Genomic DNA, 23,528 nt, shown 5'->3' on the forward strand with positions numbered 1-23,528 from the left:
TGGACACCGACTCGGTGCCGTCACTTGCTGTAGACGCCGACCTCGCGGAGGGAGTATCCCCATTCGGTGCCCCGCTCGAGCCCCTGGACGCGCACATAGCGGGCCGGCACGCCGGTGAACCGGGCCGTGTCCAGGCCGCCGTCGCCGGTGGTGGTGGACCATACGGACTGCCAGTTCGTGCCGTCGGCGGAGAGCTGGATGCGGTACGCCTTCCCGTAGGCACGCTCCCAGTCGAGAGTGACGCGCTTGACGAGGCTCGCGGACCCGAGGTCGAGCCGGAGCCACTGGTCGCCGCTCCAGTCGCTCGCCCAGCGGGTGTCCGGCTTGCCGTCCACGGCCCTGGAGGGCGCGTAACTCGTGAACGGGTTCGACTCCGAGGAACTGGCCGAGGCGGTCGAGCCCGAGGCGAGGTTGACCCCGGCCTTGTGGTCCTCGGACGCTCCCCAGGTGCCGAGATAGGACTCGGCGCCCCGCAGGAGGTCGTTCACGACGTCCTGGCCGCCGACCCGCCGAATGTCCTCGATCCAGTCCGGGATCATGCCGGCGTGGGCGGCGCCGTCGGTGTTGTAGTCCCAGGTGCGTTCGCCGGTGGTCTGTCTGGCGATGACGGAGCCGCCGTCGACGCTCTTGAAGGGGTACGTGACCGGGTTCGAGGTGCCCGCGCCGCGCGGGGCGGGGTGCTCTCCGATGCCGTTGAAGTCGGTGCCGTAGCCGTAGCCCACGCCGTACTTCTCACGCAGAGCGTCCGTGCGCTTGGCCTCCGCGCTGAACTCCTCGGAGCCGTGCATGTACTGGGCGACGAAGCCGCCAAGGGAGTAGACCCGCTCGGTCCAGTTGAGGTCCATCCAGCTGTGCGAGGACAGGACACCCGGGTACTGCTCGGCCTCGAAGATGTCGAGCACCCGGCCGGTGGCCTTGACGCTCATGTGGTCGATCTCGAGCATCATCTTGCGTTTCATCATGCCGCGCACGGCGTACTCGCCGAGGCCGGTGAGACCGCGGACGTTGCACTGTGCGTCCTCGTCGTACTCCGGGACCTCGGTGCCCGCCGGCAGGTCCTCCTCGGCCTCGGACGACGCCTCGCCGATCGGGTTGTCCTTCTGCGGGCCGGTGCACTTCTCCGTCTTCCAGAAGGTGCCCGTCGACAGGAACTGGCCGACGTTGATGGCCGTACCGAGCCCGTGCTCGTCGAAGCGGACCCCGCACAGCGCGTTGTCGAACTTGTGGCACAGGAACATGCTGCGCACGCCCAGGTCGTACAGCTCGTCGAGGCCCTTGTCGATGTCCTCCTTGTCGCACTGCGCGATGTCGAGGACCTGCTTGCAGCCGAACGGCTCGGAGGTCTCGACCCCGAGAATGACGGCCAGTTTGCCCTGCTCGATGACCTCGCGGGCCTGCGCGCTGTCGGTGACGATCCGGAACCAGCCCTTGCCGGTGCCGCCGTACATCTTGTCGATGTGGTCCTGCATGTCGTACGTCAGCTTCGCCTGGAGCCGGATCGAGGTCATCTCGTCGCAACTGCGGTCCTTGAAGGGGTAGACCGAGCAGATCATGCCGTTGGTGACGAGGTCGTTGACGAGGACCCGCTGACCGCCGCGCCAGGCGCGCTCGATCCAGGCGTAGTAGTTCGCCTGATGGGTCATCGAGTCGTACGCCGGCCAGTCCTTGAACGTCGGCCAGCCGACCGGGTCGTGCTTGCCGTCACCGCCGTGGGTGATGTAGTCGAAGATCGCGAGCGTGCCGTCGGGGTAGTGCTCGGGACAGTCCTTGAGCGCGTCGGCGATCCCTTTCTCGGAGAAGGTCTTGCCGCAGATGAGCCGGCCGCCGAACGCTTCGTTGGACATCAGGTGGTTGTGCGCGTCGACGAGGCCCCGTACCTCCCCCTGGGAGTCGGTTCCCTTGAAGGGCTCGCCCGTGACATTGATCTGGGAGTCCGGCGCGGGCCGCGCGACCGGGTTCCACCAGTCCGTCTCGGCCGCGGAACTGGACGTGGGGCCGAGCGTCATGGTCATCACGATGAAGAGCAGCGAGAGAATCGTGATGGGGGTACGCCTGCGGTGTTGCTGTCGAGTCATGGTCATCACTCACGTCTCCGGTCGGCGGATGGCGCCGTCGATGAGCCAGACAGACGGTCATGGGCGCGACGAGGTCACACGCATGGTTGTCATGACTCGCACAAGCGGGTGTCATGAGAATCGCGACTGTGGTCAACGGAGTCAAGAGTCCGGGACAGATGACCTGATGGCTTGTCGGTCGTGCCGAGCCTCCGGGTGCTGTTGCGTGACCGTCGAAGGATGCTGAACGGGCAGCCCCGGATGTCGCGTTCGAGGGCCTGGACGGAGCGGTGGACGTCCCGCCGGAGCTTCTTGGCGGTCAGCTCGGCGAACCACCGCTCCACCAGGTTCAGCCAGGACGATCCCGTCGGAGTGAAGTGCAGGTGGGAACGGGGGTGCGCCAGCCCAGGTCACTAGGGAGCTTCTCCCCCCGTCCCCAGGCCCGGAGGTCGGCCGAGCGCGCCCTGGGACGGAAGGCTGGTGGGCCGGGTGCGTAGTACCTCTTCGACGGAGGAGAGGGCGAAGCGGACCGCGCCGGTGATCACGGCCTCGTCGCCCAGGGCGGACAGCCGCCACTGCGGCAGGTCGACGAGGAGGCTGCGGGCTTCATCCTCGGCGGCGTTCAGGAGGAGTTCCGCCGCCGGAAGCAGGCCGGGGACAGGGAAGAGGCTGGTGCCGAGCACGACCAGCGCCGGGTCGAGCGCCAGCAGCACGGGGGCGATCCCGGCGGCCAGCCTCCGCCCGTACGACGTGATGGCCGCGACTGCTTCGGGGTCCCCTGAGGCGGCGCCATGGACGATGTCGGTACCGGTGCGACGTGCAGGGTCCGCGGGATCCGGGGCGACGGCGTCCGGGACCAGGGGTTCGAGGCCGGGCTGCGAGGAGGGGCTGCCGGGGAAGTGGATGAAGCCGATCTCGCCGGCCGCACCGCGGTGTCCGCGCAGCAGGCGCCCACCGGTGATGACACCGGCGCCGAGGCGTTCGCCGAGCAGGACGAAGACCATCTCGTCGGCTGCGCCGCCGACCCCGCGCCACTGCTCGCCGAGCGCGGCGAGGTTGGCGTCGTTCTCCACGGCGACCGGGCAGCCGAAGGCGTCGCGGAGGGTGGTGACGATGTCCGCCTCGGTCCAGCCCTTGAGGTTGTCGGCCTGCCGGATACGGGTGTTGCTCCGGTCCACCAGGCCGGGGGTGCCCACCGTCGCGGCCCACACCCGCCGGGTGTCGGCTCCGGAGCGGTCGATCGCGTGCTGCACCACCCCGGTCACGGCGCGGGCGCGGGCCCGGCCGCCCAAGTCGGCGCGTACCGCCTTGCGTTCGACGGCCACCGGCCGGCCGTCGAGGTCGGCCAGGCAGGCGCTCACCGAGCGGGCCCGTACATCCACGCCGATGACGAAGCCCGCATGCGGGCAGAAGCGGAACCGGCGGGCCGGGCGGCCGGGCGAACGCTGGCCACGGGCGGAGACGGCCGGGGCGACCTCGATGAGGCCGCAGTCCATGAGTTCCTCGACGATCGCCTCAACGGTGGGGCGGGAGAGCTTGGTTGCCTCGGCCAGGGTGGAGAGCCGGGGGTGCGGGTCGGTCGAGCGTACGGCGGCGAGGATGGCCGCGGCGTTCGTGGCACGCAGGTCCGCGACGCCCACCACCGCGGGCAGTTCGCGCCCGGGGGAGTGCGGCTCCGGCAGCCCGCCGAGCGGCCACAGCGCCCGCGGGGCGGGGGCCGTGGACGGGGAGCGGTCCCTGGACGTGGCCAATGATCAACCTCCTGTGGAGCGGCCCGGCGGGGACCGGTACGGACCGCCCTGACGATAACAATCCAGCCATGAGTCCTTGACGCATGCCAGGCTCGCTCTGATTATAAAACGCAACTGCGTTATCGAACCAGTCGAGCTCACCAATCGAGCTCATAGAGCTGTCGAAACCCCGGCGCTCGCGGGACCCACCGCGATCCCGGCCCGTCCACGGCGTCTTCCCACCCTCCTCGCGCCGCCTCCGCCGCGCCGCGCACCATCGCGGCCTCATGCACCACGTCTCCACCGCCGCTCGGCCTTGCCGTCGGCTCTCCCTGTCCCGTCACGCCCAGGAGACCCCATGAGCCCCAGCCCGTCGTCCCTGTCCAGACGTACGTTCCTCACGGCCACCGGCGCCGTCGGCGCCGCGGCGCTCACCGCGTGCAGCGATCTGACCCCTGGCGCATCGTCGTCGGAGAAGAGCAGTTCCGGCCCCGTCTCCACGGCGATACCGGCCGACGAGAAGATCACGCTGGTGGTCGCCGACGCCGACGACACCACCATGACCCCGGGTCTCATCGCGGCCTTCCGCAAGAAGCACCCGAACATCACCGTCAAGCGCAACTACACCGGCTGGGACGACTACCTCAAGAGCATCAACACCACCATGTCGGCCGACAGCGCCCCGGACATCGCCCAGTTCACCTCCGGCATGCAGAACCTCGTCCCGGGACGGCTGCTGCTCAAGGTCGGCGAGTACGGCAAGGCGTACGGCTGGGCGGAGAAGTTCCCCGGCCTGGACCAGATCACCCTCACCCCGGACGGCAAGACCGTCGGCACCGGCGACCTGTACGGGGTGGGTGCGGGCCTCTCGTTCGAAGGCGTCTACTACAACAAGGCCAAGGCGCAGAAGCTGGGCCTGACCGTCCCTCCGGCCACCCTGGACGAGCTGGAGGCCCTCTTCGTCAAGGCCAAGGCGGCCGGTGAGACCGCACTGGTCGCCGGCAACCTCGACGGCGGCCTCAACCACCCCTTCAACGTGCTGCTCTCGGCCTATCTGACGCCGAAGGACCGCGAGGCGTGGGCCTATGGCCACCAGAGCGCCACCATCGTGCTGCCGGAGGCCGAGAAGGCGGCCGAGACGCTCAAGCGGTGGGTGGACGAGGGGTATGTAACCCCCAAGGTCAACGGCGTCAGCGACAACGACGCCACCGCCGCGTTCGCCAAGGGCGAGGGCGTCTTCCGGATCAGCGGCAACTGGGCCGCGGCGGCGGTGGCCGAGGGGCTGGGGGAGGGGGCCGGCTACTTCAACATGCCGCCCGTCACCTCCGGTGGGAAGGTACGCACCACCGGCGCCGGCGTGTACTACTGCGTCTCCAGCAAGTCGAAGAACGCTGCCGCGGTCGCCGCGTTCCTCGACTTCACCGCCGGCGCGGAGGCCGCCGCCATCACCGCCAAGGCGGGCTTCATGGCTCCCGACGCCGGAGCCATGCCGAGCCAGAGCGGGCTGCTGGGCGATGTCCAGCAGGGTTGGCAGACGGTCGTCAAGGACGCCGGTCTGCAGCCGTTCATCCAGAACTCCTCCAGCCCGACGATGGGCGACACCCTCACCACCCAGCTGCAGCTGCTCGCCGGAGACAAGGTCACCGCCGAGAAGTTCCTGGCCGGTCTCCAGACGGACTTCGAGAACTACCACAAATGACCACTGCCGACCGACTGACCGGCCCCGCCCCCGCTCCCGGAGCCCAGAGCCCGGCGGAGCGCGCGGCGGGCAGCACCGTGCGCAAGCGCCCCCGCCCGGCGCGGTCCGGCCGCCGCCGACGCCGGGCCGTGGCGTTGCTGTACCTGCTGCCGGCTCTGCTGCCCTACACGCTCTTCGCCGTACTGCCGCTGCTGCACACCGCTTACCTCTCACTGTTCGACTGGGACGGGGTGACCCTCCCGTCCTTCGTCGGCCTCGACAACTACGGCCGTATCGTCACCGACCCGCAACTGCGTGCCGCCGCCTGGCATGCCGGTGCGCTGATCCTGTTCTTCTCCGTCCTGCCCATCTGCCTGGGGCTGGTCTCGGCGGCGATCGTGTCCCGGCGTGCCGGGCGCCGGGGCACCACCCTGGTCCGCACGGTGCTGTTCCTGCCCCAGGTCATCCCACTGGTAGCGGTCGGCATCCTCTGGCGCTGGGTGTACGCCGAGGACGGCACCCTCAACCAGGCGCTGAGGGCGATCGGCCTGGGCGGCCTCACCGACGCCTGGCTGGGCAGCTTCACCTGGGCGCTGCCGGCCGTCGGACTGATCGGCAGCTGGGTCGTCTCCGGCCTGTGCATGGTGCTGTTCCTGTCCGGGACCCAGCGCATCGACCCGGAGATCTACGAGGCGGCACGGATGGACGGGGCGGGCCCGGTACGCGAGTTCATGGCGATCACCGTCCCGCTGCTGCGGCCGGAGTTCGCGGTCGCGCTGTCCATCACCGTGATCGCCGCCCTGTCCAGCTTCGACCTCATCTACATCACCACCGGAGGAGGCCCGGGCAACAGCACCGTCGTTCCCGGAATCCTCATCTACCGCCTGGCCTTCGGGGGCGGCGCGGTCGGTGTGGCCAGCGCGCTGGCGATCGTGCTGACGGTGGTCATCTCCCTCGCCGTCCTGGTCATCAACCGGCTGTCCAGGGAGGCGCCGTGACCTCACCGACCTCGACGACCAGAGCGGTCACCGGGCGGCTGGCGGCGCCCTTCGTGCTCGCGCTGTTCATGGCCGCCGTGCTCGTGCCGTTCGCCTCCCTGCTGCTGGCAGCACTTCAGCCGGCGGGCGCACCGCTGACCGGCTTCGCCCTCCCGGACGGGCTGCACTTCGAGAACTTCTCCCGCGCCTGGTCCGCGGCCGGCTTCGGCACACTGCTGCGGTCGAGCGTGGTCATCGCGCTGTGCGTGGTGCCGGCCGCGGTGGTGTGCGCGACCCTCGCCGGGTACGCGCTCGCGACCCTGGACGTCCCCGGCCGGGGAAGGCTCTACGCGTATCTGCTGCTCGGCCTGTCCATCCCCACCGAGGGCACCATCATCCCGCTCTACTACGACCTGCGTGCCATAGGACTGACAAACACCGTGCCGGGACTGGCCCTCGCGGAGATCGCCGCGTTCATGCCGTTCGGGGTCTTCTGGATGCGCGCCCACTTCTCGACCATGCCGCGCAGCCTGATGGAGGCCGCACGGCTGGACGGCGCCTCGTCGTGGGCGACGCTCTGGCGGATCCTGCTGCCCAACTCCCGCCCGGCAGTTACCACATTGGGCGTTCTGTACTTCGTCTGGAGCTGGAACCAGTTCCTGCTCCCGCTCATCCTGATCCAGGACCCGGCCCGCCGTACGGCACCCGCCGGACTGGGCTTCTTCACCGGGCAGTTCGGCGTCGACGTGCCGCTGCTCGCCGCGGCCACCCTGATTGTGATCGCCCCGGTCGTGCTCGTCTACCTGTTCTTCCAGCGGCACTTCATCAGTGGCGTACTCAGCGGCGCCCTCAAGGGCTGACCACACAAGGCCTGAACCCACAGGAGGTCGGAGAATTCCATGGCAGAACTCGAAGTCGCGCTGATCGGCGCGGGCGGCATCGCCCGCACGCATCTGCCCGCGTGGGTCGCCCTCGGCGCGCGGATACGCCTGTACGCACCCGACGGCCGCGCCCCCGCCCTCGCCCGCGAGTTCGGCGCGACGTCCGCGGGCTCCCTGCGTGAGGCGATCACCGGGGCCGTCGTGGTGGATGTGTGCACCCCGACCGACACCCACCGGCAAGTCACGCTGGCCGCCGTTGCGGAGGGAGCCCATGTCCTGTGCGAGAAGCCGCTGGCGCTCAGCGCGGCCGAGGCCGAGGAGATGGCCGACGCGGCGGAAGAGGCCGGGGTGAGGCTGTACCCGGGACATGTCGTGCGCTTCTTCCCGGCCTACGCCCGGCTTCGCGACCTGGTCGCCGGAGGCGGCCTGGGCCGGGTGGCGGTCGCCCGGTTCACCCGTACCGGCCGCTATCCCACCTGGAGCGGCTGGTTCGCCGACCCGGCCCGCTCCGGCGGGATTCTGACGGACCAGATGATCCACGACATGGACATCGCCCGCTGGCTCTTCGGCGAGGTCGTCCGGGTCCATGCCCGGCACCAGGGGCATCTCACCGCCCCGGCCCCGGAAGGGGCGGTCGCCACCGGTACCGCCGTACTCACCCACGCGGGAGGCGCCATCACGCAGGTCGTGGGGGTGTGGGGGCCGCCGGCAACGCCGTTCCGCACCACGTTCCATGTGTCGGGCACCGGCGGGACCGTCCAGCACGACTCGCAGGCCCACCTCGACCTGCGGATCACCGGTGCCGTGTCCGGCGGCCCGGCGGACGGCATACCCGTCGGAGACTTCGGGGAGTCGCCGTACTTCACCCAGATCCGCGAGTTCGCCGAGGCGTTCGCGGGTGGTCCGGAACCACGGGTGAGCGGCCGGGACGGCGTGGCGGCCGTCCGCATCGCCGAGGCCGCGGCTCAGTCCGCGCGTACCGGACGGACCGTCGAGCTCGCCCCGCTCATCCCGCAGCCAACCGCCGTACCCACAGGGGGAATTGACCAGTGAGAGTCGCCGTACTGTCCTTCGCCCATGTGCACGCCGCGTCCTACATCGGGCTGCTGCGCGACCACGACGGCATCGAACTGATCACCGCGGACCCCGACGCCCCGCCGGGCGACCCCACCCGGGGCCGTCAACTCGCCGAAAGCCTGGGTGCCGCCTACGCCGACACCTGGGACGAGGTGTTCGCCCTCCGTCCCGACGCCGTGGTGGTCACCAGCGAGAACGCCCGGCACCGGCACCTGGTCGAGCGGGCCGCCGCGACCGGGGCACATGTGCTCTGCGAGAAGCCCCTCGCGACGACGGAGGCGGACGCACGAGCCATGATCGACGCCTGTGAGCGCGCCGGGGTCGGACTGATGACCGCCTACCCCGTACGGTTCAGCCCCGCGTTCACCGCCCTGCGCCGCGCGCTGGCCGACGGCCGACTCGGCGGGCTGATCAGCGTCCAGGGAGCCAACAACGGCTCCAACCCGGCCCGTTCGCGCCCTTGGTTCGCCGACCCGGAACTGGCGGGTGGCGGAGCGCTGGCCGACCACACCGTCCATATCGCCGACCTCGTGGACGCGTTGCTGGACGGCGAGCAGGCGGCGGAGGTGTACGCCCAGGCGAACAGCATCCTGGACGACGACGGCCCCGCACCGGCCGTCGAGACCGCGGGCCTGGTCACCATCCGCTACCCCGGCGGGTTGGTCGCCGCCGTGGACGCCAGTTGGAGCCATCCGCCGGACCACCCGACGTGGGGCGGGCTCGCCATGACCTGCGTCGGCGAAAAGGCGATCGTGGAGTTCGACGCCTTCCCCCCGCTGCTCGGCGGGTTCGACTCCGCCACCGGTCGCGACCGCTGGGAGGCGGGCGGTATCGACCTGGACGCCGCCATGCTCGAGGAGTTCCTCGACACCGTACGCACCGGACGGCGGCCGTCTCCCGACGGCGAGACGGGCCTGCGCACCCTCCGGATCGTGCTGGCCGCCTACGAGTCGCTGCGCACCGGACAACCGGTCGCACTGACGGATGCCCTTGGCACGACCGGCGGCTGAACTCCCAGCAGATCGCCGTCGACGTCAGGCCTGGGCGGTGCGTCCTGCGGTGCGTGCCCGGTCCCAGGTGCCGGCGGTGACGCCGCGTTCCCGCAGGGTCGCTTTGCGGACCTTGCCGGTCTCGGGAAGCGGCGCGAGGGGCCCGTAGAAGACCGGCATGCTGCCGGTGACGACGAGGGAGCGCACCCGCTCGGGGTACTTGGCGGCCAGGTTTCCGGTCACGGGCGGAGGAGCCGGGATGCCATAGGAGTTCCCTATAGCGCCTGCTGGCATTTCGTCTTTGCCTCTCTTCCTTTTCCGCCCGTACCGTGAAACAGCTCGACGAGGTGCTCACCGTGATTTCTCCGAGGATTCGCGCTCTGCGCACGTCGACCCTTTTCCGTCGGGCGGACAATTACGCGATCGAGAGGACCGGTGGCATGACCACGATCGAGAACCGATCGAGAACCGATCGGGAACGCAAGAACTCAAGGGAAAGCGGGCCCTGGTCACAGGTGGTACTCGCGGAATAGGAACGGCCGTCGTCCGCCAACTCCTGGACGCGGGCGCCGAGGTGCTCACGACCGCCAGGTCGGCGACGAGCACGGTGCCGGAGGGGGCCGCCTTCGTGGCGGCCGACGTGCGGACACGGGCCGGCGCGGAGACGCTCGCCGCGGCCGCGCAGGAGGTGCTCGGCGGGGTGGACGTCCTGGTCCACAACACGGGTGGGGCGCAACCGTACAAGGACACTTCGGCCATCCCCGACGAGGAGTGGCAGGACGCGCTGGACTGGAACTACCTGGCGTCGGTGCGGCTGGACTCGCTGCTGGTACCGGGGATGCGGGAACGGCGTTCGGGGACGATCCTGCACGTCTCGTCGGCCGCGGTTCTCACTCCGATGGGACCGTTCCTGCACTACACGGCAGCGAAGGCGGCACTGGAGAACTACAGCCGGGGACTGGCCCTGGAACTGGCCCCGTTCGGAATCCGGGTCAACACCGTGTCCCCTGGCAGAACGGCCACCCCCGGCGGCGAAGCAACGCGGGAGCAGTGGGCACGCCTGAACGTGGCGCCGGGCGAGACCAACGCCGACGACACCCCGCCGCTGGGCCGCGAGGGTCAGCCCGACGACATCGCCCACGCGGTGCTGTACCTCGTCTCCGACAGGGCGAGCTGGCTGACCGGAAGGAATCTCATCGTGGACGGCGGAGAATTCCCCATGGGGTGATACCGGCTGAATTCCAGAATGCCGGTTTCGACAAAAAGAATTCAGTGGCGCCCGCCTCCTTCCCGACCGTCAGGACACCGGTGAAAAGAAAGCGGACCCGGACCAGTTCTCCTGACGCAGGAATTCGAGCAGGGCCGCCTCCGCCGGGCCTGCGCCGGGCCGGAGCACGGCGATGACGGGCTGGGGCACGACCGGGGACACCGGGCGAACGAGGTGCTCGTGACCGTGGGGCACCGCGGAGGCCGGGACGAGCGTCACTCCCAGCCCGTGGGCGGCCCAGCGCACGGCCGTCGCCGTCTGGGACACGCGGGCGGCCGTGGTCGGGGTCAGATCGTTGTCCCGCAGCACGTTCAGCAGCACGCCGTCGAGCGCGCTGTCGCGGTCGAACCTCACCCACGGCTCCCCCTCCAGCTCGCGCAGCTCGACCCGGTCCGCGGCGAGCTGCCGATGCCCGGCGCCCAGCACCACGACGAACTCCTCGTCGCCGAGGTGGTGGGCGTCGGCGGGGCTCCGCTCGCACGCCGCCATCAACGCGAGGTTCAGCACGCCCCGGCGGCACAGCCGCTCCAGCTCGGCGGAGCTCGGCTCCTCGAACACGGTGACCTCCAGCCGCGGGAAGCGGCGACGCAGTTCGCCCAACGCGCCCGGCAACTGCCGCGTGCCAAAGCCCATCTGCACCGCGACCACCAGCTCGCCCACCAGCTCGTCGGCACCGGCCCGCGCCGTCGCCCTCGCCCGCCGCGAGGCGCTCACTGCGACCTCCGCCTCCCGCAGGAACGCGCGGCCGACCACGGTGGGCACCAGTCCGGTCGGCGTGCGGGCGAACAGTTTCACGCCGAGTTCCCGCTCCAGGCCGCGGATCTGCTGGGACACCGACGGTTGAGCGACGTGCAGCAGCTCCGCCGCCGCCGTCACCGAGCCCTCCTCGGCAACGGCCAGGGCGTACTCGTACTGACGAAGGCTCATCGACTCCCGTCCCTTCCCAGCGGCGGACTGCGGTCCACCCGTTGTCGTCGTTGCAACAGGTGTCACAACGCGGGAGGCGGCACGTTTACTCCATGTAGCGCGCCCTGGAACCGCGGAGCCCAATCCGCCTTGTCCGAAGAGACGTTGTTAGCCTTGGCTGTGATCGATTTCCCCCTGCCCGGCCAAGGTTCGCGATGAACGTCGCCGACTCCTTCCCGCTCGGTGCCGCGACCACACTCGCCGAACTCGCGCGGGATCCGCACCCGCGACTGGCGTTGCTGCGTGCGCATGAGCCCGTGTCCTGGCTGCCGGAGCTGGACGGCTGGTTGGTGACGCGTCGCGACCTCGCGTTGAGTGTGATGCGGGACGCCGAGACCTTCACCGTCGACGACCCTCGGTTCTCCACCGCGCAGGTCGTCGGGCCGAGCATGCTGTCCCTGGACGGAGACCAGCACACCCGCCACCGCGAGCCCTTCACCTCTGCCTTCCGCCCTCGGACGGTGCATGACGGGTTCGCTTCGTTCATCGAGCGGGAGACCGACCGGCTCATCACCACACTGCAGCCGACGGGCGCCGTCGAACTGCGGCGTGCCTTCGCGGGCCCGCTCGCGGTCGCCGTCGTGACCGAGGCACTCGGGCTCGTCGGCACCACCCCGGTCACGGTGCTCTCCTGGTACGACTCCATAGTGCGGTCGGTCTCGGCCATCACCGCCGGACATGAGGTGGAGCCCGCCGGTGCCGCGGCGTACGCGCGACTACGGGCCGCCGTGGAAGCAACCGTCGCCGGCCGCGGAGGTTCTTCACTCCTTGTCTCCGCCGCCGGGCAGCTGGCGCTGCCCGAGGTGGCGTCCAATGCCGCGGTGCTGATGTTCGGAGGCATCGAGACCACCGAGGCGATGATCACCAACGCGCTGCTGCACCTGCTGCGACACCCGGACCAACTCGCACTGGTCCGGGCCGACGTCGACCTGCTGGACGGCGCGATAGAGGAATCGCTGCGCCTGGAACCCGGTGCGGCGGTCGTGGACCGCTACGCCACCGCTGACATCGTCCTCGGCCCGGCCGCGATCCGCCGGGGTGACCTGGTCACCGTCTCCCTGACGGGTGCCAACCGCGACCCTGCCGTCTTCGCCGACCCCGACCGGTTCGATGTCCGACGCGAGAACGCGCGTCTCCAACTGGCCTTCGCACACGGCCCGCACTACTGCCTTGCCGCGCACCTCGCCCGCCTGGAGACCCGCATCGCCCTCCAGCGTCTGCTCGAACGCCTCCCCGCCCTGCGCCTCGACCCTGACCGCCCCGCCACTGCGCACGGTCTGGTCTTCCGTAAGCCCCCCACCCTGCACGTGCTGTGGAACAGTCCTGCCTGATCGGTGTCAGGACAAGTCCAGCGCCACCTTCCCCACCGCCTCCCCGGTACGCAGCCTCTCCACGGCCTCCGCCAGCCCATCGAGCCCGTACCGTTCGATCGGCAACGTCAGCTCCCCTGACGCCAGTTCGTCCAGCATCCGCGGCGACCGGTCCGTGGTCCTGCGCACGGTCAAGCACATGGGCCGGCTGCTGGACCACGACGGCCGCTGCGTGGGCGTCGTACCGCTGCGGAACCCGCACGGCCCTGAGCCGTTCGCCTCAGGCCCGGACCTCTCCGTGGGACAGCGGAAGCCCGTACACGCGGCAGGCATTGTCGCGCCCCATCCACCTGCTGATCCGGAGCGCGTCGGGCAGGCTCAACTCGTCCGCGTCCACCCGGTCCTGGAGCAGCCCCGCCAGCCCGTGCCGGAAGGCGAGCGCGCCGAGCTGGTAGAACTCCGCGACTCCATAGGCGTCGGAGCTGTAGAGCAGTTTGCGGAACGGGGTGATCTCGAGCGCCTCCTCCAGGATCGCCCGGGCCCGCGCGGGGCCGACGTAGTGCAGGGTGAGGCCGACGTCGAGGTACACCTGCTCGAAGACCGTTGCCAGATAGGCGGCTTGGCGCTGATAGGGCCAGCAGTGCAGGAGCAGTACCGGAATGGTGCCCGAGGTCAGGTGCAGCCAGTCGGTCAGCAGACTCGGATCCACCCGGTGCATCCGGATGTCGCTGTCCCCGAAGCCGGTGTGCAGCTGGAGCGGCAGCCCGAGGTCCACGGCGGTCCACAGCAAGTGCCGTACGAGCACCGGGTCGTCAAGGCGGCCGCCGCGCGCGAGCCACCGCCGGGCCGCCTCGGTGACCTCCGGGTTCGAGGGGCGGGCCGGGTCCAGGTCGAAGCCGGTGCGATAGGCGGCCACCGACTTCACCGCGACGACGCCCGGCCGTCGTACGGCATCTCGAGCCGCCGCCCGGAAGACGTCCGCGTACGCGTCCGGCTCAACTCCCTTCGCCGCCACGGCCTCGGCGACGTTCTCCAGCCGTACGACCTCGTACGCAGCTCCGCCCGCGACCTCGGCCAGCTCCCGCGGCGTGGTGAGGCGATCGGGGGCGTACCCGGTGTCCACACAGAAGACGTCCGTGCCCGCGGCGGCGAGAAAGCGCCGGTTGACCTCGCGCCCGCCCAGTTCGGCCCGCCGGGCGAGGTACTCCTCGGCCGACGCGTGACGAGGTAGGTCCAGCAGGGGAGCGCAGTGGCGGCGGACCGCCACGCCCACCGGGCTGTCGAACGATGAGATCCCGGGCCACACCCCGCCCTCGGTGATCAGCGACTCGAAGCCCTCGCGGTCAAGGTCGGCGGCGGTGACACCATGGCAGTGGTGGTCCACCAACCGCAGTGCGGCGAGCGTCTCTTGGACGGGTCCCGCCTCCATTTCAGTACTTCCACCGGTACGCCGCCGCCACCTGCCCGTCGTCCAGCCCGGCCACGGCCGCGATCTCGCCCAGGCGCACGGCGATCACGGCGTCGGCCAGGGCCGGTCCGAGCGCGGCGCGCAGCAGTTCGTCCTTGCGGAACTCCTCGACGGCCTCGTCCAGCGACGCCGGCAGTCGGCGTACGCCCCGCGTCGCCGCCTCCTCGGCGCCGAACCGCGCCGGATCTCCGGTGATCTCGTCGGGCAGGGACGCGGACGACTCCAGACCGTCGAGTCCGGCGGCGATCAGGCAGCCGAGCGCGATATACGGGTTGGCGGCGAGATCGACGGGCTTCACCTCCAGGTTCGCCGCCTGGTCGCGGTGGCCGACCGTGCCGGTGATGACGCGCACCGCGGATTCGCGGGTCTCGCGGCCCCAGGCGGTGAACACCCCGGCCCACTGCGAGGGCTTGAGCCGCAGATAGCCGGCCGGGCTCGGCGCGGTCACGGCCGTCAGCGCCGGCAGGTGCGCGAGCAGCCCGGCGGCGAACGACTCCGCCTCGGCCGTCATGCCGTACCGGCCCTTGCCGCCGGAGTGCAGGTTCCTCCCCTCGCGCCAGGCGGAGAGATGGACATGGCCGCCGTTGCCGACGCCCTCGGCGAAGACGGCCGGGGCGAACGAGACCCTGAGGCCGTGCCGCTGTGACACCGCCCGGATGGTCTGCCGTACCAGTACGCTCCGGTCGGCCGCGGCCACCGGGTCGAGCGCACCCACCGAGATCTCGAACTGACCGGCCGCGTACTCGGGATGGAGCTGGTCGACATCCACGCCCTGGGCGGCCAGCGCGGCCAGCAACTCGGCGGTGCAGTCGCTCAGTTCGACCTGCCGGGTGGCGCCGTAGGCCGGGCCCTGGACCGCGGGCACGAAGTCGTCGCCGGGGGCCGATCCCTGTCCGACCGCCCACTCGATCTCGATGCCCGCCTTGAACGAGATCCCGTGCCGATCGGCGGCAGCGGTGACGATCCGGCGCAGAAAAGTGCGACTGCACCCCGGATGCCGCTCGCCTTCCTGGGTGACCCGGTCCACCGGGACCCATGCCCAGCCGGGCTGACCGGACAGGACGACCAGGTGATCGAGGTCGGGATAGAGGCGAAGATCGCCGTCCGGTGAGCCGAGTACGTCGGTGGAGACGATGGAATCGTTCGCCAGAAACGTGTCGAACACCGGCGACATACCGACACCCCACGCGACGGCCGAGGCGAGCTTGGCCGTCGGAATCGTCTTCACCCGGCCGATGCCCGCGGTGTCGACGTAGGCCAGGACGATGCCGTGCACACCCCGCCCGGTCAGCTCCGCGCTCAGGGCGGTGGCCCGCTCGACATCGCCCGGGCGCCCGCCGGGAACGGGGTCGGCAAGGGTGGTCATACGTCCTCCTCGGCGAGGTTGCTTCGATGCTCACGTAGATACCGCACCCGGACAACTCCCCCTGGCCGACCTGAGGTATGGTCCCCACCGGTCAGTAACAAAACCGAACGGTTGCGTACCGTTACGGGGAGTGTCGGAGGGCCGCAAGACGATGGAATCCCAATTCGGCGACGGCGGATCAGTGGACCTGGACGACACACGGCTCGAGGCGTTGAACCCGCAGCCCCTGCTGACCCGGGACTACGAGACGCGCCCCGCCCTCGTCTACGAACGGCTGAGACAGCAGCATGGCCCCGTCGCGCCCGTCGATCTGCTCGGTGTGCCCGCCTGGCTGGTGCTGGGATATCGCGAGTCCCTCCAGGTGCTCCAGGACGACGACGGCTGGCCGAAGGGGCTGGAGAACTGGCGGGCCCGCTCCGAGGGCAGGGTTCCCGCAGACTGGCCGCTCGGGCCCTCCCTCGAGGTCAACCACGTACTGATCCAGGGCGGTTCGGGATACCGGACGCTGCGGACCGCATGGGACGCGGCGCTCAAGCCGTTCCAGGACCCGCGCCACCCGCAGGCGAAGCGCCTCCGGACGGCCGTCACCGCGTACGCCGACGAACTCATCACCCTCATCGCCCAGGGCGGCAGCACGGGTGTCGCGGACCTGTCCGCGCAGTTCTCGCGACCGCTGCCGCTGATGGTGGCCAGCCATCTGCTGGGCTTCCCCGGTTCGCAGGGCGACGACGCCCTGATGGACATGTGGCGCGTACTGGACGCGGGCCCGGACGCCGAACCCGCCCTGGAGCGGCTGCTGGAGACACTGGCCGAACTCGCGGCGGCGAAGCTCAAGGAACCGGGCGACGACTTCCCGTCGTACCTGCTGGCCGCGCACCCTGATCTCTCGCTCGACGAACTGGCCCGCGAACTGTTCATGCTGCTCGGCATGACGTCCGACCACGTCGGCATCCTCGTCTCCAACACCGTGGTCGAAGTCGTCTCGGGCGAGGGCGGCGTACGGGCCAGCCTGTCCGCCGGAATGGTCAGGGAGGCCATGAACCGAGCGGTCATGCGCAAGCCGCCGCTGGTGAACTTCGTACCGCGGTTCGCCGCCAAGGACACCCCGCTCGGGAACTACACGATCCACGCGGGCGACCCGGTGTGGGTCTCCTCGGCCGCCGCGCACGCCGACCCTCTCTTCGCTGAGCACGTGGAGGGGAGCACCACGATCAGCACCCGGGCCCACCTGTCATGGGGCGCGGGCCGTCGCCAGTGCCCGGCCCGGGAGCTGGCCTCGACCGTGGCGGCGGTGGGCGTCAGCCGCCTGTTCGAGCGGTTCTCCGACCTCGATCTCGCCCTCCCGGCCGACCAACTCCCTTGGCGCTCCTCCCCGTTCATGCGCGGCCTGCGCTCCCTGCCCGTACGGTACGAAATCGCCTCACCGGCCGAGCAGCCGGCGGCGGCCACTCCTGAACCGGAGACGGCCGGAACGGTGGTGCCGGACCCGTCCGCCCGGCAGCGCTCATCGCTCTGGCGGTACCTGACAGGGCTGATCCGCGCGGGCCGTTGATCCCCCGAGCCGGATCACGCCCTTACGCGCGGCGCATCTCCAGTACGACCTTGCCCCAGGCATGCCCGGACTCGACACGGCGCCCTCGCCACTCGGCCTCGGTTCGGTCGGCTCGCCGATGAGATCGATGAGGGGCCCGCCAATCGCTCAGCGCAGCTCATGGCGGGCCCCGTGCTCAGGCGCGCGCTTCGCTGGCCGAAGGTGTCACCTCCCCGGTCTCGCGTACCTCGGGCTCGGGTGCCATGGCTGGTGGAGCGAACATCAGCCGCAGTCCGAGAGCGGCCGCGAGCGGGCCGAGAGCGCACATCGCGGCGGCGCTGACGAACGCGGCGCCCAGATTCCCCGCGTCATAGCCGAATCCGCCGAAGTACGTGGCGAAGGTCGACGCGAAGCCGAAGAACATCGCCGGAATGAGAGCGAACGGCTTCAGCCGGCCGGTCGCCAGCAGGGTGCCGTTGACGAAGAAGATCACCACGCCCAGCGCCAGGGTCTGGGCGAACGACCCGGTGCCGAACATCGTGCCCGTCTCCCGGTTGAGCAGGACGGCCACCACCGCGAACCCCGCCCCTGTCGTGGTGGCGGTGATCATGGAGATGGCGTTGGCGATGCTCGGGCCGCCCTGCATGAACGTTCCAGCCCAGGTGATGAAGATCGCCCAGGTCGGCATGTTGAGCGGGCTCATCAGCAGGAAGACGGTGGCGAAGGCGATGATCGAGGCGCTGACCTCGTGCGGCAGTCTGATGCGTCCGTTGCTCATGGCTACGCCAATCCGCCCGGCTTGGCCAGCAGTTCCTTGATACCCGTGTCGATGAACTCGGTGTCCTTGGGGCTGCTGCCGCCGCCGGCGAAGTGGCCCCAGATGCCGGGGATCACGCGGAGTTCGGCGCCCGGTATGTGGCTGACGGCCCAGGCCTCGTCCTCCGGCGGGAAGTAGAGGTCCTTCTCGGCGGGCATGTCCAGCGTGGTCGCCTTGATGGAGGCCAGCGCCGCCTCGGTGTTCCCGTCGAAGCCGGGGGTGAGCCCGACGTCGCCGTTCTGCCAGGTCCAGAGCATGGTGAGCAGGTTGTTGGGGTCGCGGCCGTCGAGGAAGAAGCCCTCCCAGAAGCCGACGAGGAAGTCCTCCAGGGAGGTGTAGCCGAGCTTCTCGTACTCCTTCTCCCAGTAGAACGCCTGCGAGAAGCCCCATCCCGCGTACACCCGGGCGAGCGCGCGCAGTCCGGTGGTCGGCCACTTCTCCGCGTCGTACCAGCCGCCGTTGTAGACCGCGTCGGCGGTCAGCGCGGCCTTGACGCCCTCCAGGAAGACCTTGTTGTGGAGGCTGGTGCGCGGGGAGCCGCAGAAGGGGGCGATCCGCTCGACCATCTCCGGGTAGCTGACGGCCCATTGGAAGGTCTGCCCGGCGCCCATCGACCAGCCGGTCACGAGCTGGATCTTCTCGATGCCGAACTCCTCGGTGACCAGCTTGTGCTGGGCCTCGATCTGGTCGTACACCGTGATGTCGGGGAAGCGGGCGCGGTCGTACGGCGGCGGGGTGTTGCTCGGCGAGGTGGAGAGGCCGTTGCCGAGCATGTTCGGGACGATGATGAAGTACTCGGCCGGGTCCAGGGCCATGCCGGGGCCGATGAGCCACTCGTTGTCCCAGTGCCGGCCGGAGTACCAGGTGGGGTAGACGATCACGTTGGACTTGTCCGCGTTGAGTTCGCCGTACGTGGTGTAGGCGAGGTGCGCGCCGCGCAGTGTGGCGCCGCTCTGGGTGGTGAAGTCGCCCAGCTGGAAGGTGAGATGGTCACTCATGGGGCTGCCTTTCGAGACGTTCAGGAGGTGACGGCGCACTGGCCGCGGTCGGCTTTTCTCGGGCCCTCGGCCGTCGGCCGGATGTCGAAGTCGAAGATCGCCGTGGGGAGGTAAAGGGTGCTGCACGCGTTGGGGATGTCCACGACGCCGCTGAGCCGGCCCTCGATCGGGGCCGAGCCGAGCAGAAGGTAGGCCTGCTCGCCGCTGTAGCCGAAGGACATGAGGTAGTCGACGGCGTTGAGACAGGCGTTTTTGTACGCCATCGTCGCGTCGAGGTAGTGGTTGGTGTCGGTTTCGTGGTCGACGGAGATGCCGACGAACGAGATGAACTCGGTGTACTGGGGCGCGACGTTGCCGGGCATGAAGATCGGGTTCGTCGTCACCCCGTACTTCTCCATGCCGCCCTTGATCAGGTCGACGTGCAGGTCGATGAAGCCGCCCATCTCGATGGCGCCGCAGAAGGTGATCTCGCCGTCGCCCTGGCTGAAGTGCAGGTCGCCGCCGGAGAGCAGGGCGCCGGGGACGAGGACGGGGTAGAAGACCCGCGAGCCGCGGGTGAAGTTCTTGATGTCGTGGTTGCCGCCGTTCTCCCGGGCCGGGACCGTACGGGCGCCTTCGGCGGCGATACGGGAGGCGGTCTCGCCGTCCGCCGTGCCGGCCAGCGAGTTGTCGGCGAGCGGAGGCAGCGCGAGCGCCGGAACCCGGTGCGGGTCGGTGTCGATGAGGGCCTGCTCGCGGGCGTTCCAGCGGGCCAGCAACTCGGCGGAGGGCGCGGTGCCGAAGAGGCCGGGATGGGTGATGCCGGTGTAGCGGACGCCGGGGATGTGCCGGGAGGTGGCCTGCTGGCCGTGGAAGTCCCAGATGGCCTTGTACGAGTCGGGGAAGCGGTCGGTGAGGAAGCCGCCGCCGTTGTTCTTGGCGAAGACGCCGGTGTAGCCCCAGCCTTGCCCGGAGCCTTCTCCTTGCGACTGCGGTACGGGGCCCAGGTCGAGGATGTCCACGACGAGCAGGTCGCCGGGCTCGGCGCCCTCCACCGCGATGGGGCCGCTGAGCATGTGGGCGTGGGTGAGGTCGACGTCACGGACGTCGTTGGCCGAGTCGTTGTTGCCGATCTGGTTGTCGGTCCAGTCCCGGCACTCGATGCGGAAATCCGAGTCCGGCTTCACGGTGACGGCCGGCGGGATGTCGGGGTGCCAGCGGTTGTGGCCGGGGACCTTCTGGTCTCGCATGGACATGGCTTGGTCGACGCTGAAGACGACTTCGGGCATGAACGGCCTCCAGAACAGGGGGAGTCAGGGCTTGGGCAGCAGGGCATGCCGGGGGTCGGCGGGTGCAGCCGGACTGCGACGGGCCGGGGGCACTTCGCCGACGACGCGCGGTTCGTGGGCGCTGGCCTCCTGGGCGTGCAGGGCGCGGGACAGGGGGGCGGGGGTACGGGTGAGCATCGGGGCGGTGAAGACCCTGCGGGCCTGGTCTCCGCACGCGTCGCACGGTTCTTGGGGGAGGGCGCGGCCGATCGGACGGATCACGTCGAAGGTGCCGCAGCCCGGGCAGCGGTATTGATACGTGGCCATGACGACCAACCTCCAAAAGCTTCGAGAAAAAAGTATTTTCAACCGAAGCAATTGGGCAAGAGGGCAGCGCGTTACGGGCGTGTAAAAGAAAGGCCCACCACGGGGGAGGCGGCTACGGCAGCTGCTGGAGCACGTCCCACTGCAGCCCGTCGGCCGCGGCGAGGAACACCCGCTGCTTCAGATGGCGGTCCCGGATCTGCACGGTGCCGCGCGGAGACTCGTACTCGAGGCCCTCGGCGGTCGCCTGGATGCGGTCCATGTCCATGGTGCCAGCGCGGCGCAGCAGTTCGGTGAGCATGCGCACGCCCTCGTAGCAGGATTCGCCGAGGCTGTTGAGCACCGGCGCCCGGGGCCCGAAACGGCGGAAGTACGCGGCGGCGAAGTCAAGGCCGTACGCCGTCGGCAGGTCCTCGAAGTAACCGGCCGAAGTCATCAGGCCCCGGGTGTTCTCCGGCCCGGTCGCCAGCAGCACGTTCTCCTCGATCAGCGAGCTGAACCGGATGTGGTCGCGGTCGAGCCCGGCGGCGGTGAACGCGCGGTTGAAGAGCACGGCGTCGTCACCGATCAGCAGCATCAGGACGGCCTCGCAGTCGCTGGCCGAGACCCTGGCCAGGACCTGGCCGAAGTCCTTGGTGCCCAGCGGCACGTACATCTCGTCGCAGACCTCGCCGCCGAGTTCGCGCAGATAGCGGTGGGCGGCGCGGGCGGAGGAGCGGGGCCAGACGTAGTCGTCGCCGACGATCGTCCACCGCCGGATGCCGAGTTCGCCGGCGAACCACTGCAAGGCGGGCCGCAGTTGGCGATTCGGGGTCTCACCGGTGAGGAATACGCCGGGGGACCGCTCGCCGCCCTCGTACAACGCGGTGTAGACGTACGGCACCCGGCCGTCGATGCGTGGGGCGACGACCTCCCGGACGGCGGAGATGTGCCAGCCGGCCACCGCGTCGACGACGCCGCCTGAGATCAGCGCGTCGATCTCGGTGGCCACCTGCTCGCGCGGCGCCCCGCCGTCGACGAGTACGAGCCGCAGCTCCTTGCCCAGCACTCCCGATTCGGCGTTGACCTCCTCGGCCGCGAGCCGGGCGCAGCACTCGCAGGACGGGCCGAAGATTCCGGCCGGGCCCTGGAGCGGGATCACGAGGGCGACATTCAGCGCGTCCCGGGTCCGGGGGCCTGCCGGAGTGCCGAGCCGGACAGACGCCTTCTCGATCATAGGCGCTCACACTAGCGATTGGTTGCTACGAGAATATTTCGCGGCGATAAGGATATGACTGTATCGTGGAATCACTCCATGCGATCCGGCCGGTCTGCCGTGCGCTGACGATCGGTCACCATGGCGCCGCAACGACACCGACGAAGCTTTGGCAGGGCGATGACGACGACCCCGGCGACGGCCGTATCCGACCTCGACTTCGCGCGGGCGCTCACGCTCGTGGAGCGGAGCGTCGTATCGAGGCTCGGTGAGGCGTTGAAGGCGGAGGGTGCGACGCTCGAGGAGTGGCGCGTGCTCTCGTTCCTGGGCGACGGCGCCGGCCACGCGATGACGGAGATCGCCGAGTTCGCACTCCTGTCGGCTCCCACCCTGACCAAGGTGGTCGACCGCATGGTGTCCCTCAACCTCGTCCTGCGCCGGGTGGACGACGCGGACCGGCGACGCGTGCTGGTCTTCGCGTCCGAGCGCGGCAACGAGGCACTCGGACGCTGGACGGCGGCGGTGGAGCAGGAACAGGAGAGCATTGTGACGGCCCTCGGTGGCGAGGAGGCGGCTCTGCTCAGGACCCTGCTGCAACGGGCGTGGAGACGTCTGGGTTCCTGAGACGACTGTTGAACTTGCCGCCTTGGCCCGGCTGTTGCGGCTCGCGTCGTTGTTGCTGCTCGGTTGACGCGGTGGTGTTCAGCGCTGCGCCCATTTCGGTGTCCACGTCTCGGCGTCGCGTTGGCCGGGCTGTGCGGATTCCAAGTAGGCGCGGAGGGCGGCCAGTTGGGGATGCGGATTGTCGCCGTGCCAGATCAGCGAGTGCGGGTAGGCCGGTGTCGGGTCGTGCACCGGGATGCGCCGCAGGTCGTAGTCGGCGGGCCAGACGAATCGGGTGCCTTCGCCGACGAAGGTCGCCAGGGCCGGGGAGTCGGCGATCATGTCCAGGAGCGGCTCCAGGCCGAAGTTGGGACCGGTCGCGTCGATGGTGAGCCCGAAGGCGAGGGCGAGTTCGTCGTAGTAGGCGGCCCATTCGGTTCCGGTGACGATGCCGGGCATCCAGATCCGGTGCCCGGCAAGCGCGGCGGGCGTGACCGCACGGGTGTCGGCGAACTCATGGGCCGGTCCGGTGAGGAGTTGGAGCGGCTCGTCGTGGACGCGGACGGCCTCGATGCCGTCGGGGAGATGCCGCGCGGGCGTCGTGACGGCGCGGAACGATGCGTCGATCGTGCCCGCCCGGACCGCGTCGATGGCCGCATCGGCGTCCAGGAAGTGGGTCACGACATCGAGTTGGGCCTCCGGATGCGCCCGGTGGAAGTCGCGCAGCAGACCTGCCGGCGCGAGCCCCCGTCCGATCACATCGACGCGCAACGCCCGGCGGCCAGGACGTACGGACGCGGCCGCCCGCTCCTCGGCCCGCAGCAGCTCGCGGGCATGCGGCAGGAACACCCGCCCGTCGACGGTGAGTTGAGCTCCGCGCGCGGTACGGGTGAACAGCCGCGCACCGAGGTCCTTCTCCAGCCCGGCGATGCGCTTGGAGACGGCTTGCTGGGTGAGCGACAGTTCGGCTCCGGCCTCGCGGAACCGACCCGCGTCCGCGACGGCGACGAAGGTTCGTACGGCTTCTAGATCCACGCCGACCGAGCGTAC

General features: G+C 70.0%; 22 protein-coding genes and 1 pseudogene. 9 read left to right on the forward strand and 14 right to left on the reverse strand.

Annotated elements, in window-relative coordinates; genetic code table 11:
• Nucleotides 1-20: 20 nt before the first annotated feature.
• The 3 genes and pseudogenes from IEZ21_RS11450 to IEZ21_RS11460 form a co-directional block, all read right to left on the reverse strand.
• A complete protein-coding gene (locus IEZ21_RS11450; protein WP_373302211.1) occupies nt 21-2,075 on the reverse strand; it encodes a discoidin domain-containing protein in 2,055 nt (684 codons plus the stop codon).
• A gap of 248 nt (nt 2,076-2,323) precedes the next feature.
• Nucleotides 2,324-2,452: pseudogene (locus tag IEZ21_RS11455) on the reverse strand (IS630 family transposase); the annotation flags it as partial.
• 15 nt (nt 2,453-2,467) lie between these two features.
• Nucleotides 2,468-3,805 (reverse strand): ROK family transcriptional regulator, encoded by a 1,338-nt coding sequence (locus IEZ21_RS11460; protein WP_189321749.1) that lies wholly within the window; start codon nt 3,803-3,805, stop codon nt 2,468-2,470.
• Between the two features lie 337 nt (nt 3,806-4,142).
• Here IEZ21_RS11460 and IEZ21_RS11465 point away from each other — a divergent pair, with 337 nt between their 5' ends.
• Genes IEZ21_RS11465 through IEZ21_RS11485 form a run of 5 tightly spaced genes read left to right on the forward strand, consistent with a single transcriptional unit; the run spans nt 4,143 to nt 9,407 of the window.
• Complete coding sequence (locus IEZ21_RS11465) at nt 4,143-5,483, forward strand: ABC transporter substrate-binding protein (RefSeq protein ID WP_189321750.1); 1,341 nt, start codon at nt 4,143-4,145, stop codon at nt 5,481-5,483.
• Entirely contained in the window at nt 5,480-6,460 is a 981-nt protein-coding gene (locus IEZ21_RS11470) for a carbohydrate ABC transporter permease (protein ID WP_189321751.1), read from the forward strand. Before IEZ21_RS11465 ends, IEZ21_RS11470 begins: the two co-directional genes overlap by 4 nt.
• Entirely contained in the window at nt 6,457-7,299 is an 843-nt protein-coding gene (locus IEZ21_RS11475; RefSeq protein WP_246567576.1) for a carbohydrate ABC transporter permease, read from the forward strand. The genes IEZ21_RS11470 and IEZ21_RS11475 overlap by 4 nt, the downstream gene beginning before the upstream one ends.
• A 39-nt stretch (nt 7,300-7,338) precedes the next feature.
• Entirely contained in the window at nt 7,339-8,373 is a 1,035-nt protein-coding gene (locus IEZ21_RS11480) for a Gfo/Idh/MocA family protein (RefSeq protein ID WP_189321752.1), read from the forward strand.
• On the forward strand, nt 8,370-9,407 hold the full coding sequence (locus tag IEZ21_RS11485) for a Gfo/Idh/MocA family protein (protein WP_189321753.1): 1,038 nt from the start codon (nt 8,370-8,372) through the stop codon (nt 9,405-9,407). The genes IEZ21_RS11480 and IEZ21_RS11485 overlap by 4 nt, the downstream gene beginning before the upstream one ends.
• Before the next feature lie 24 nt (nt 9,408-9,431).
• On the opposite strand, the gene IEZ21_RS47470 is transcribed toward IEZ21_RS11485, so the two are convergent.
• Nucleotides 9,432-9,629, reverse strand: a complete 198-nt coding sequence (locus IEZ21_RS47470; RefSeq protein WP_246567578.1) for a hypothetical protein — start codon at nt 9,627-9,629, stop codon at nt 9,432-9,434.
• Nucleotides 9,630-9,846: 217 nt separating this feature from the next.
• Between IEZ21_RS47470 and IEZ21_RS11495 the strand changes: the two genes are divergently transcribed.
• Nucleotides 9,847-10,614, forward strand: coding sequence for an oxidoreductase (locus IEZ21_RS11495; protein WP_189321851.1), 768 nt, complete (start codon nt 9,847-9,849; stop codon nt 10,612-10,614).
• Nucleotides 10,615-10,683: 69 nt separating this feature from the next.
• On the opposite strand, the gene IEZ21_RS11500 is transcribed toward IEZ21_RS11495, so the two are convergent.
• A complete protein-coding gene (locus IEZ21_RS11500) occupies nt 10,684-11,580 on the reverse strand; it encodes a LysR family transcriptional regulator (RefSeq protein WP_189321754.1) in 897 nt (298 codons plus the stop codon).
• Between the two features lie 194 nt (nt 11,581-11,774).
• On the opposite strand from IEZ21_RS11500, the gene IEZ21_RS11505 reads away from it, so the two are divergent.
• Complete coding sequence (locus IEZ21_RS11505) at nt 11,775-12,950, forward strand: cytochrome P450 (RefSeq protein WP_189321755.1); 1,176 nt, start codon at nt 11,775-11,777, stop codon at nt 12,948-12,950.
• Between the two features lie 6 nt (nt 12,951-12,956).
• On the opposite strand, the gene IEZ21_RS11510 is transcribed toward IEZ21_RS11505, so the two are convergent.
• The 3 genes from IEZ21_RS11510 to IEZ21_RS11520 form a co-directional block, all read right to left on the reverse strand.
• The gene (locus tag IEZ21_RS11510) at nt 12,957-13,118 is read right to left on the reverse strand and encodes a zinc-binding dehydrogenase (protein ID WP_246567580.1); all 162 of its coding nucleotides are present in this window, start codon (nt 13,116-13,118) and stop codon (nt 12,957-12,959) included.
• 91 nt (nt 13,119-13,209) lie between these two features.
• Nucleotides 13,210-14,358 carry an amidohydrolase family protein gene (locus IEZ21_RS11515; protein ID WP_189321756.1) on the reverse strand — a complete coding sequence of 383 codons (1,149 nt, stop codon included), beginning with the start codon at nt 14,356-14,358 and terminating at the stop codon, nt 13,210-13,212.
• 1 nt (nt 14,359) lies between these two features.
• A complete protein-coding gene (locus IEZ21_RS11520) occupies nt 14,360-15,763 on the reverse strand; it encodes a glutamine synthetase family protein (protein WP_189321757.1) in 1,404 nt (467 codons plus the stop codon).
• A gap of 151 nt (nt 15,764-15,914) precedes the next feature.
• Between IEZ21_RS11520 and IEZ21_RS11525 the strand changes: the two genes are divergently transcribed.
• Complete coding sequence (locus IEZ21_RS11525; protein ID WP_189321758.1) at nt 15,915-17,315, forward strand: cytochrome P450; 1,401 nt, start codon at nt 15,915-15,917, stop codon at nt 17,313-17,315.
• A 175-nt stretch (nt 17,316-17,490) separates the two neighbouring features.
• Here the strand turns inward: IEZ21_RS11525 and IEZ21_RS11530 are convergent, their stop codons facing one another.
• From IEZ21_RS11530 to IEZ21_RS11550, 5 genes are all read right to left on the reverse strand, one after another.
• Nucleotides 17,491-18,072, reverse strand: a complete 582-nt coding sequence (locus IEZ21_RS11530) for a DUF1097 domain-containing protein (RefSeq protein ID WP_189321759.1) — start codon at nt 18,070-18,072, stop codon at nt 17,491-17,493.
• Nucleotides 18,073-18,074: 2 nt separating this feature from the next.
• Complete coding sequence (locus IEZ21_RS11535) at nt 18,075-19,109, reverse strand: alpha/beta fold hydrolase (protein ID WP_189321760.1); 1,035 nt, start codon at nt 19,107-19,109, stop codon at nt 18,075-18,077.
• A gap of 20 nt (nt 19,110-19,129) precedes the next feature.
• Entirely contained in the window at nt 19,130-20,377 is a 1,248-nt protein-coding gene (gene fmdA / locus IEZ21_RS11540; protein ID WP_189321761.1) for a formamidase, read from the reverse strand.
• A gap of 24 nt (nt 20,378-20,401) precedes the next feature.
• Nucleotides 20,402-20,683, reverse strand: a complete 282-nt coding sequence (locus tag IEZ21_RS11545) for an FmdB family zinc ribbon protein (protein WP_189321762.1) — start codon at nt 20,681-20,683, stop codon at nt 20,402-20,404.
• A gap of 112 nt (nt 20,684-20,795) precedes the next feature.
• Nucleotides 20,796-21,896: a substrate-binding domain-containing protein gene (locus IEZ21_RS11550; RefSeq protein ID WP_189321763.1), complete on the reverse strand. Its 1,101-nt coding sequence runs from the start codon at nt 21,894-21,896 to the stop codon at nt 20,796-20,798.
• Between the two features lie 159 nt (nt 21,897-22,055).
• Between IEZ21_RS11550 and IEZ21_RS11555 the strand changes: the two genes are divergently transcribed.
• Nucleotides 22,056-22,499 carry a MarR family winged helix-turn-helix transcriptional regulator gene (locus IEZ21_RS11555; RefSeq protein WP_189321764.1) on the forward strand — a complete coding sequence of 148 codons (444 nt, stop codon included), beginning with the start codon at nt 22,056-22,058 and terminating at the stop codon, nt 22,497-22,499.
• A 78-nt stretch (nt 22,500-22,577) separates the two neighbouring features.
• On the opposite strand, the gene IEZ21_RS11560 is transcribed toward IEZ21_RS11555, so the two are convergent.
• The gene (locus IEZ21_RS11560) at nt 22,578-23,513 is read right to left on the reverse strand and encodes a LysR family transcriptional regulator (RefSeq protein WP_189321765.1); all 936 of its coding nucleotides are present in this window, start codon (nt 23,511-23,513) and stop codon (nt 22,578-22,580) included.
• Nucleotides 23,514-23,528 lie beyond the last annotated feature (15 nt).

The sequence above is a fragment of the Streptomyces flaveus genome, from assembly GCF_014647675.1.
GTDB lineage: Bacteria > Actinomycetota > Actinomycetes > Streptomycetales > Streptomycetaceae > Streptomyces > Streptomyces flaveus.

Coding starts and splice junctions, on each gene's coding strand:
- IEZ21_RS11550 (WP_189321763.1), bottom strand. CDS start 21,896: ATGATCGAGAAGGCGTCTGTCCGGCTCGGCACTCCGGCAGGCCCCCGG.
- IEZ21_RS11535 (WP_189321760.1), bottom strand. CDS start 19,109: ATGAGTGACCATCTCACCTTCCAGCTGGGCGACTTCACCACCCAGAGC.
- IEZ21_RS11450 (WP_373302211.1), bottom strand. CDS start 2,075: ATGACTCGACAGCAACACCGCAGGCGTACCCCCATCACGATTCTCTCG.
- IEZ21_RS11470 (WP_189321751.1), top strand. CDS start 5,480: ATGACCACTGCCGACCGACTGACCGGCCCCGCCCCCGCTCCCGGAGCC.
- IEZ21_RS11500 (WP_189321754.1), bottom strand. CDS start 11,580: ATGAGCCTTCGTCAGTACGAGTACGCCCTGGCCGTTGCCGAGGAGGGC.
- IEZ21_RS11520 (WP_189321757.1), bottom strand. CDS start 15,763: ATGACCACCCTTGCCGACCCCGTTCCCGGCGGGCGCCCGGGCGATGTC.
- IEZ21_RS11505 (WP_189321755.1), top strand. CDS start 11,775: ATGAACGTCGCCGACTCCTTCCCGCTCGGTGCCGCGACCACACTCGCC.
- IEZ21_RS11530 (WP_189321759.1), bottom strand. CDS start 18,072: ATGAGCAACGGACGCATCAGACTGCCGCACGAGGTCAGCGCCTCGATC.
- fmdA (WP_189321761.1), bottom strand. CDS start 20,377: ATGCCCGAAGTCGTCTTCAGCGTCGACCAAGCCATGTCCATGCGAGAC.
- IEZ21_RS11555 (WP_189321764.1), top strand. CDS start 22,056: ATGACGACGACCCCGGCGACGGCCGTATCCGACCTCGACTTCGCGCGG.
- IEZ21_RS11480 (WP_189321752.1), top strand. CDS start 7,339: ATGGCAGAACTCGAAGTCGCGCTGATCGGCGCGGGCGGCATCGCCCGC.
- IEZ21_RS11525 (WP_189321758.1), top strand. CDS start 15,915: ATGGAATCCCAATTCGGCGACGGCGGATCAGTGGACCTGGACGACACA.
- IEZ21_RS11465 (WP_189321750.1), top strand. CDS start 4,143: ATGAGCCCCAGCCCGTCGTCCCTGTCCAGACGTACGTTCCTCACGGCC.
- IEZ21_RS11515 (WP_189321756.1), bottom strand. CDS start 14,358: ATGGAGGCGGGACCCGTCCAAGAGACGCTCGCCGCACTGCGGTTGGTG.
- IEZ21_RS11545 (WP_189321762.1), bottom strand. CDS start 20,683: ATGGCCACGTATCAATACCGCTGCCCGGGCTGCGGCACCTTCGACGTG.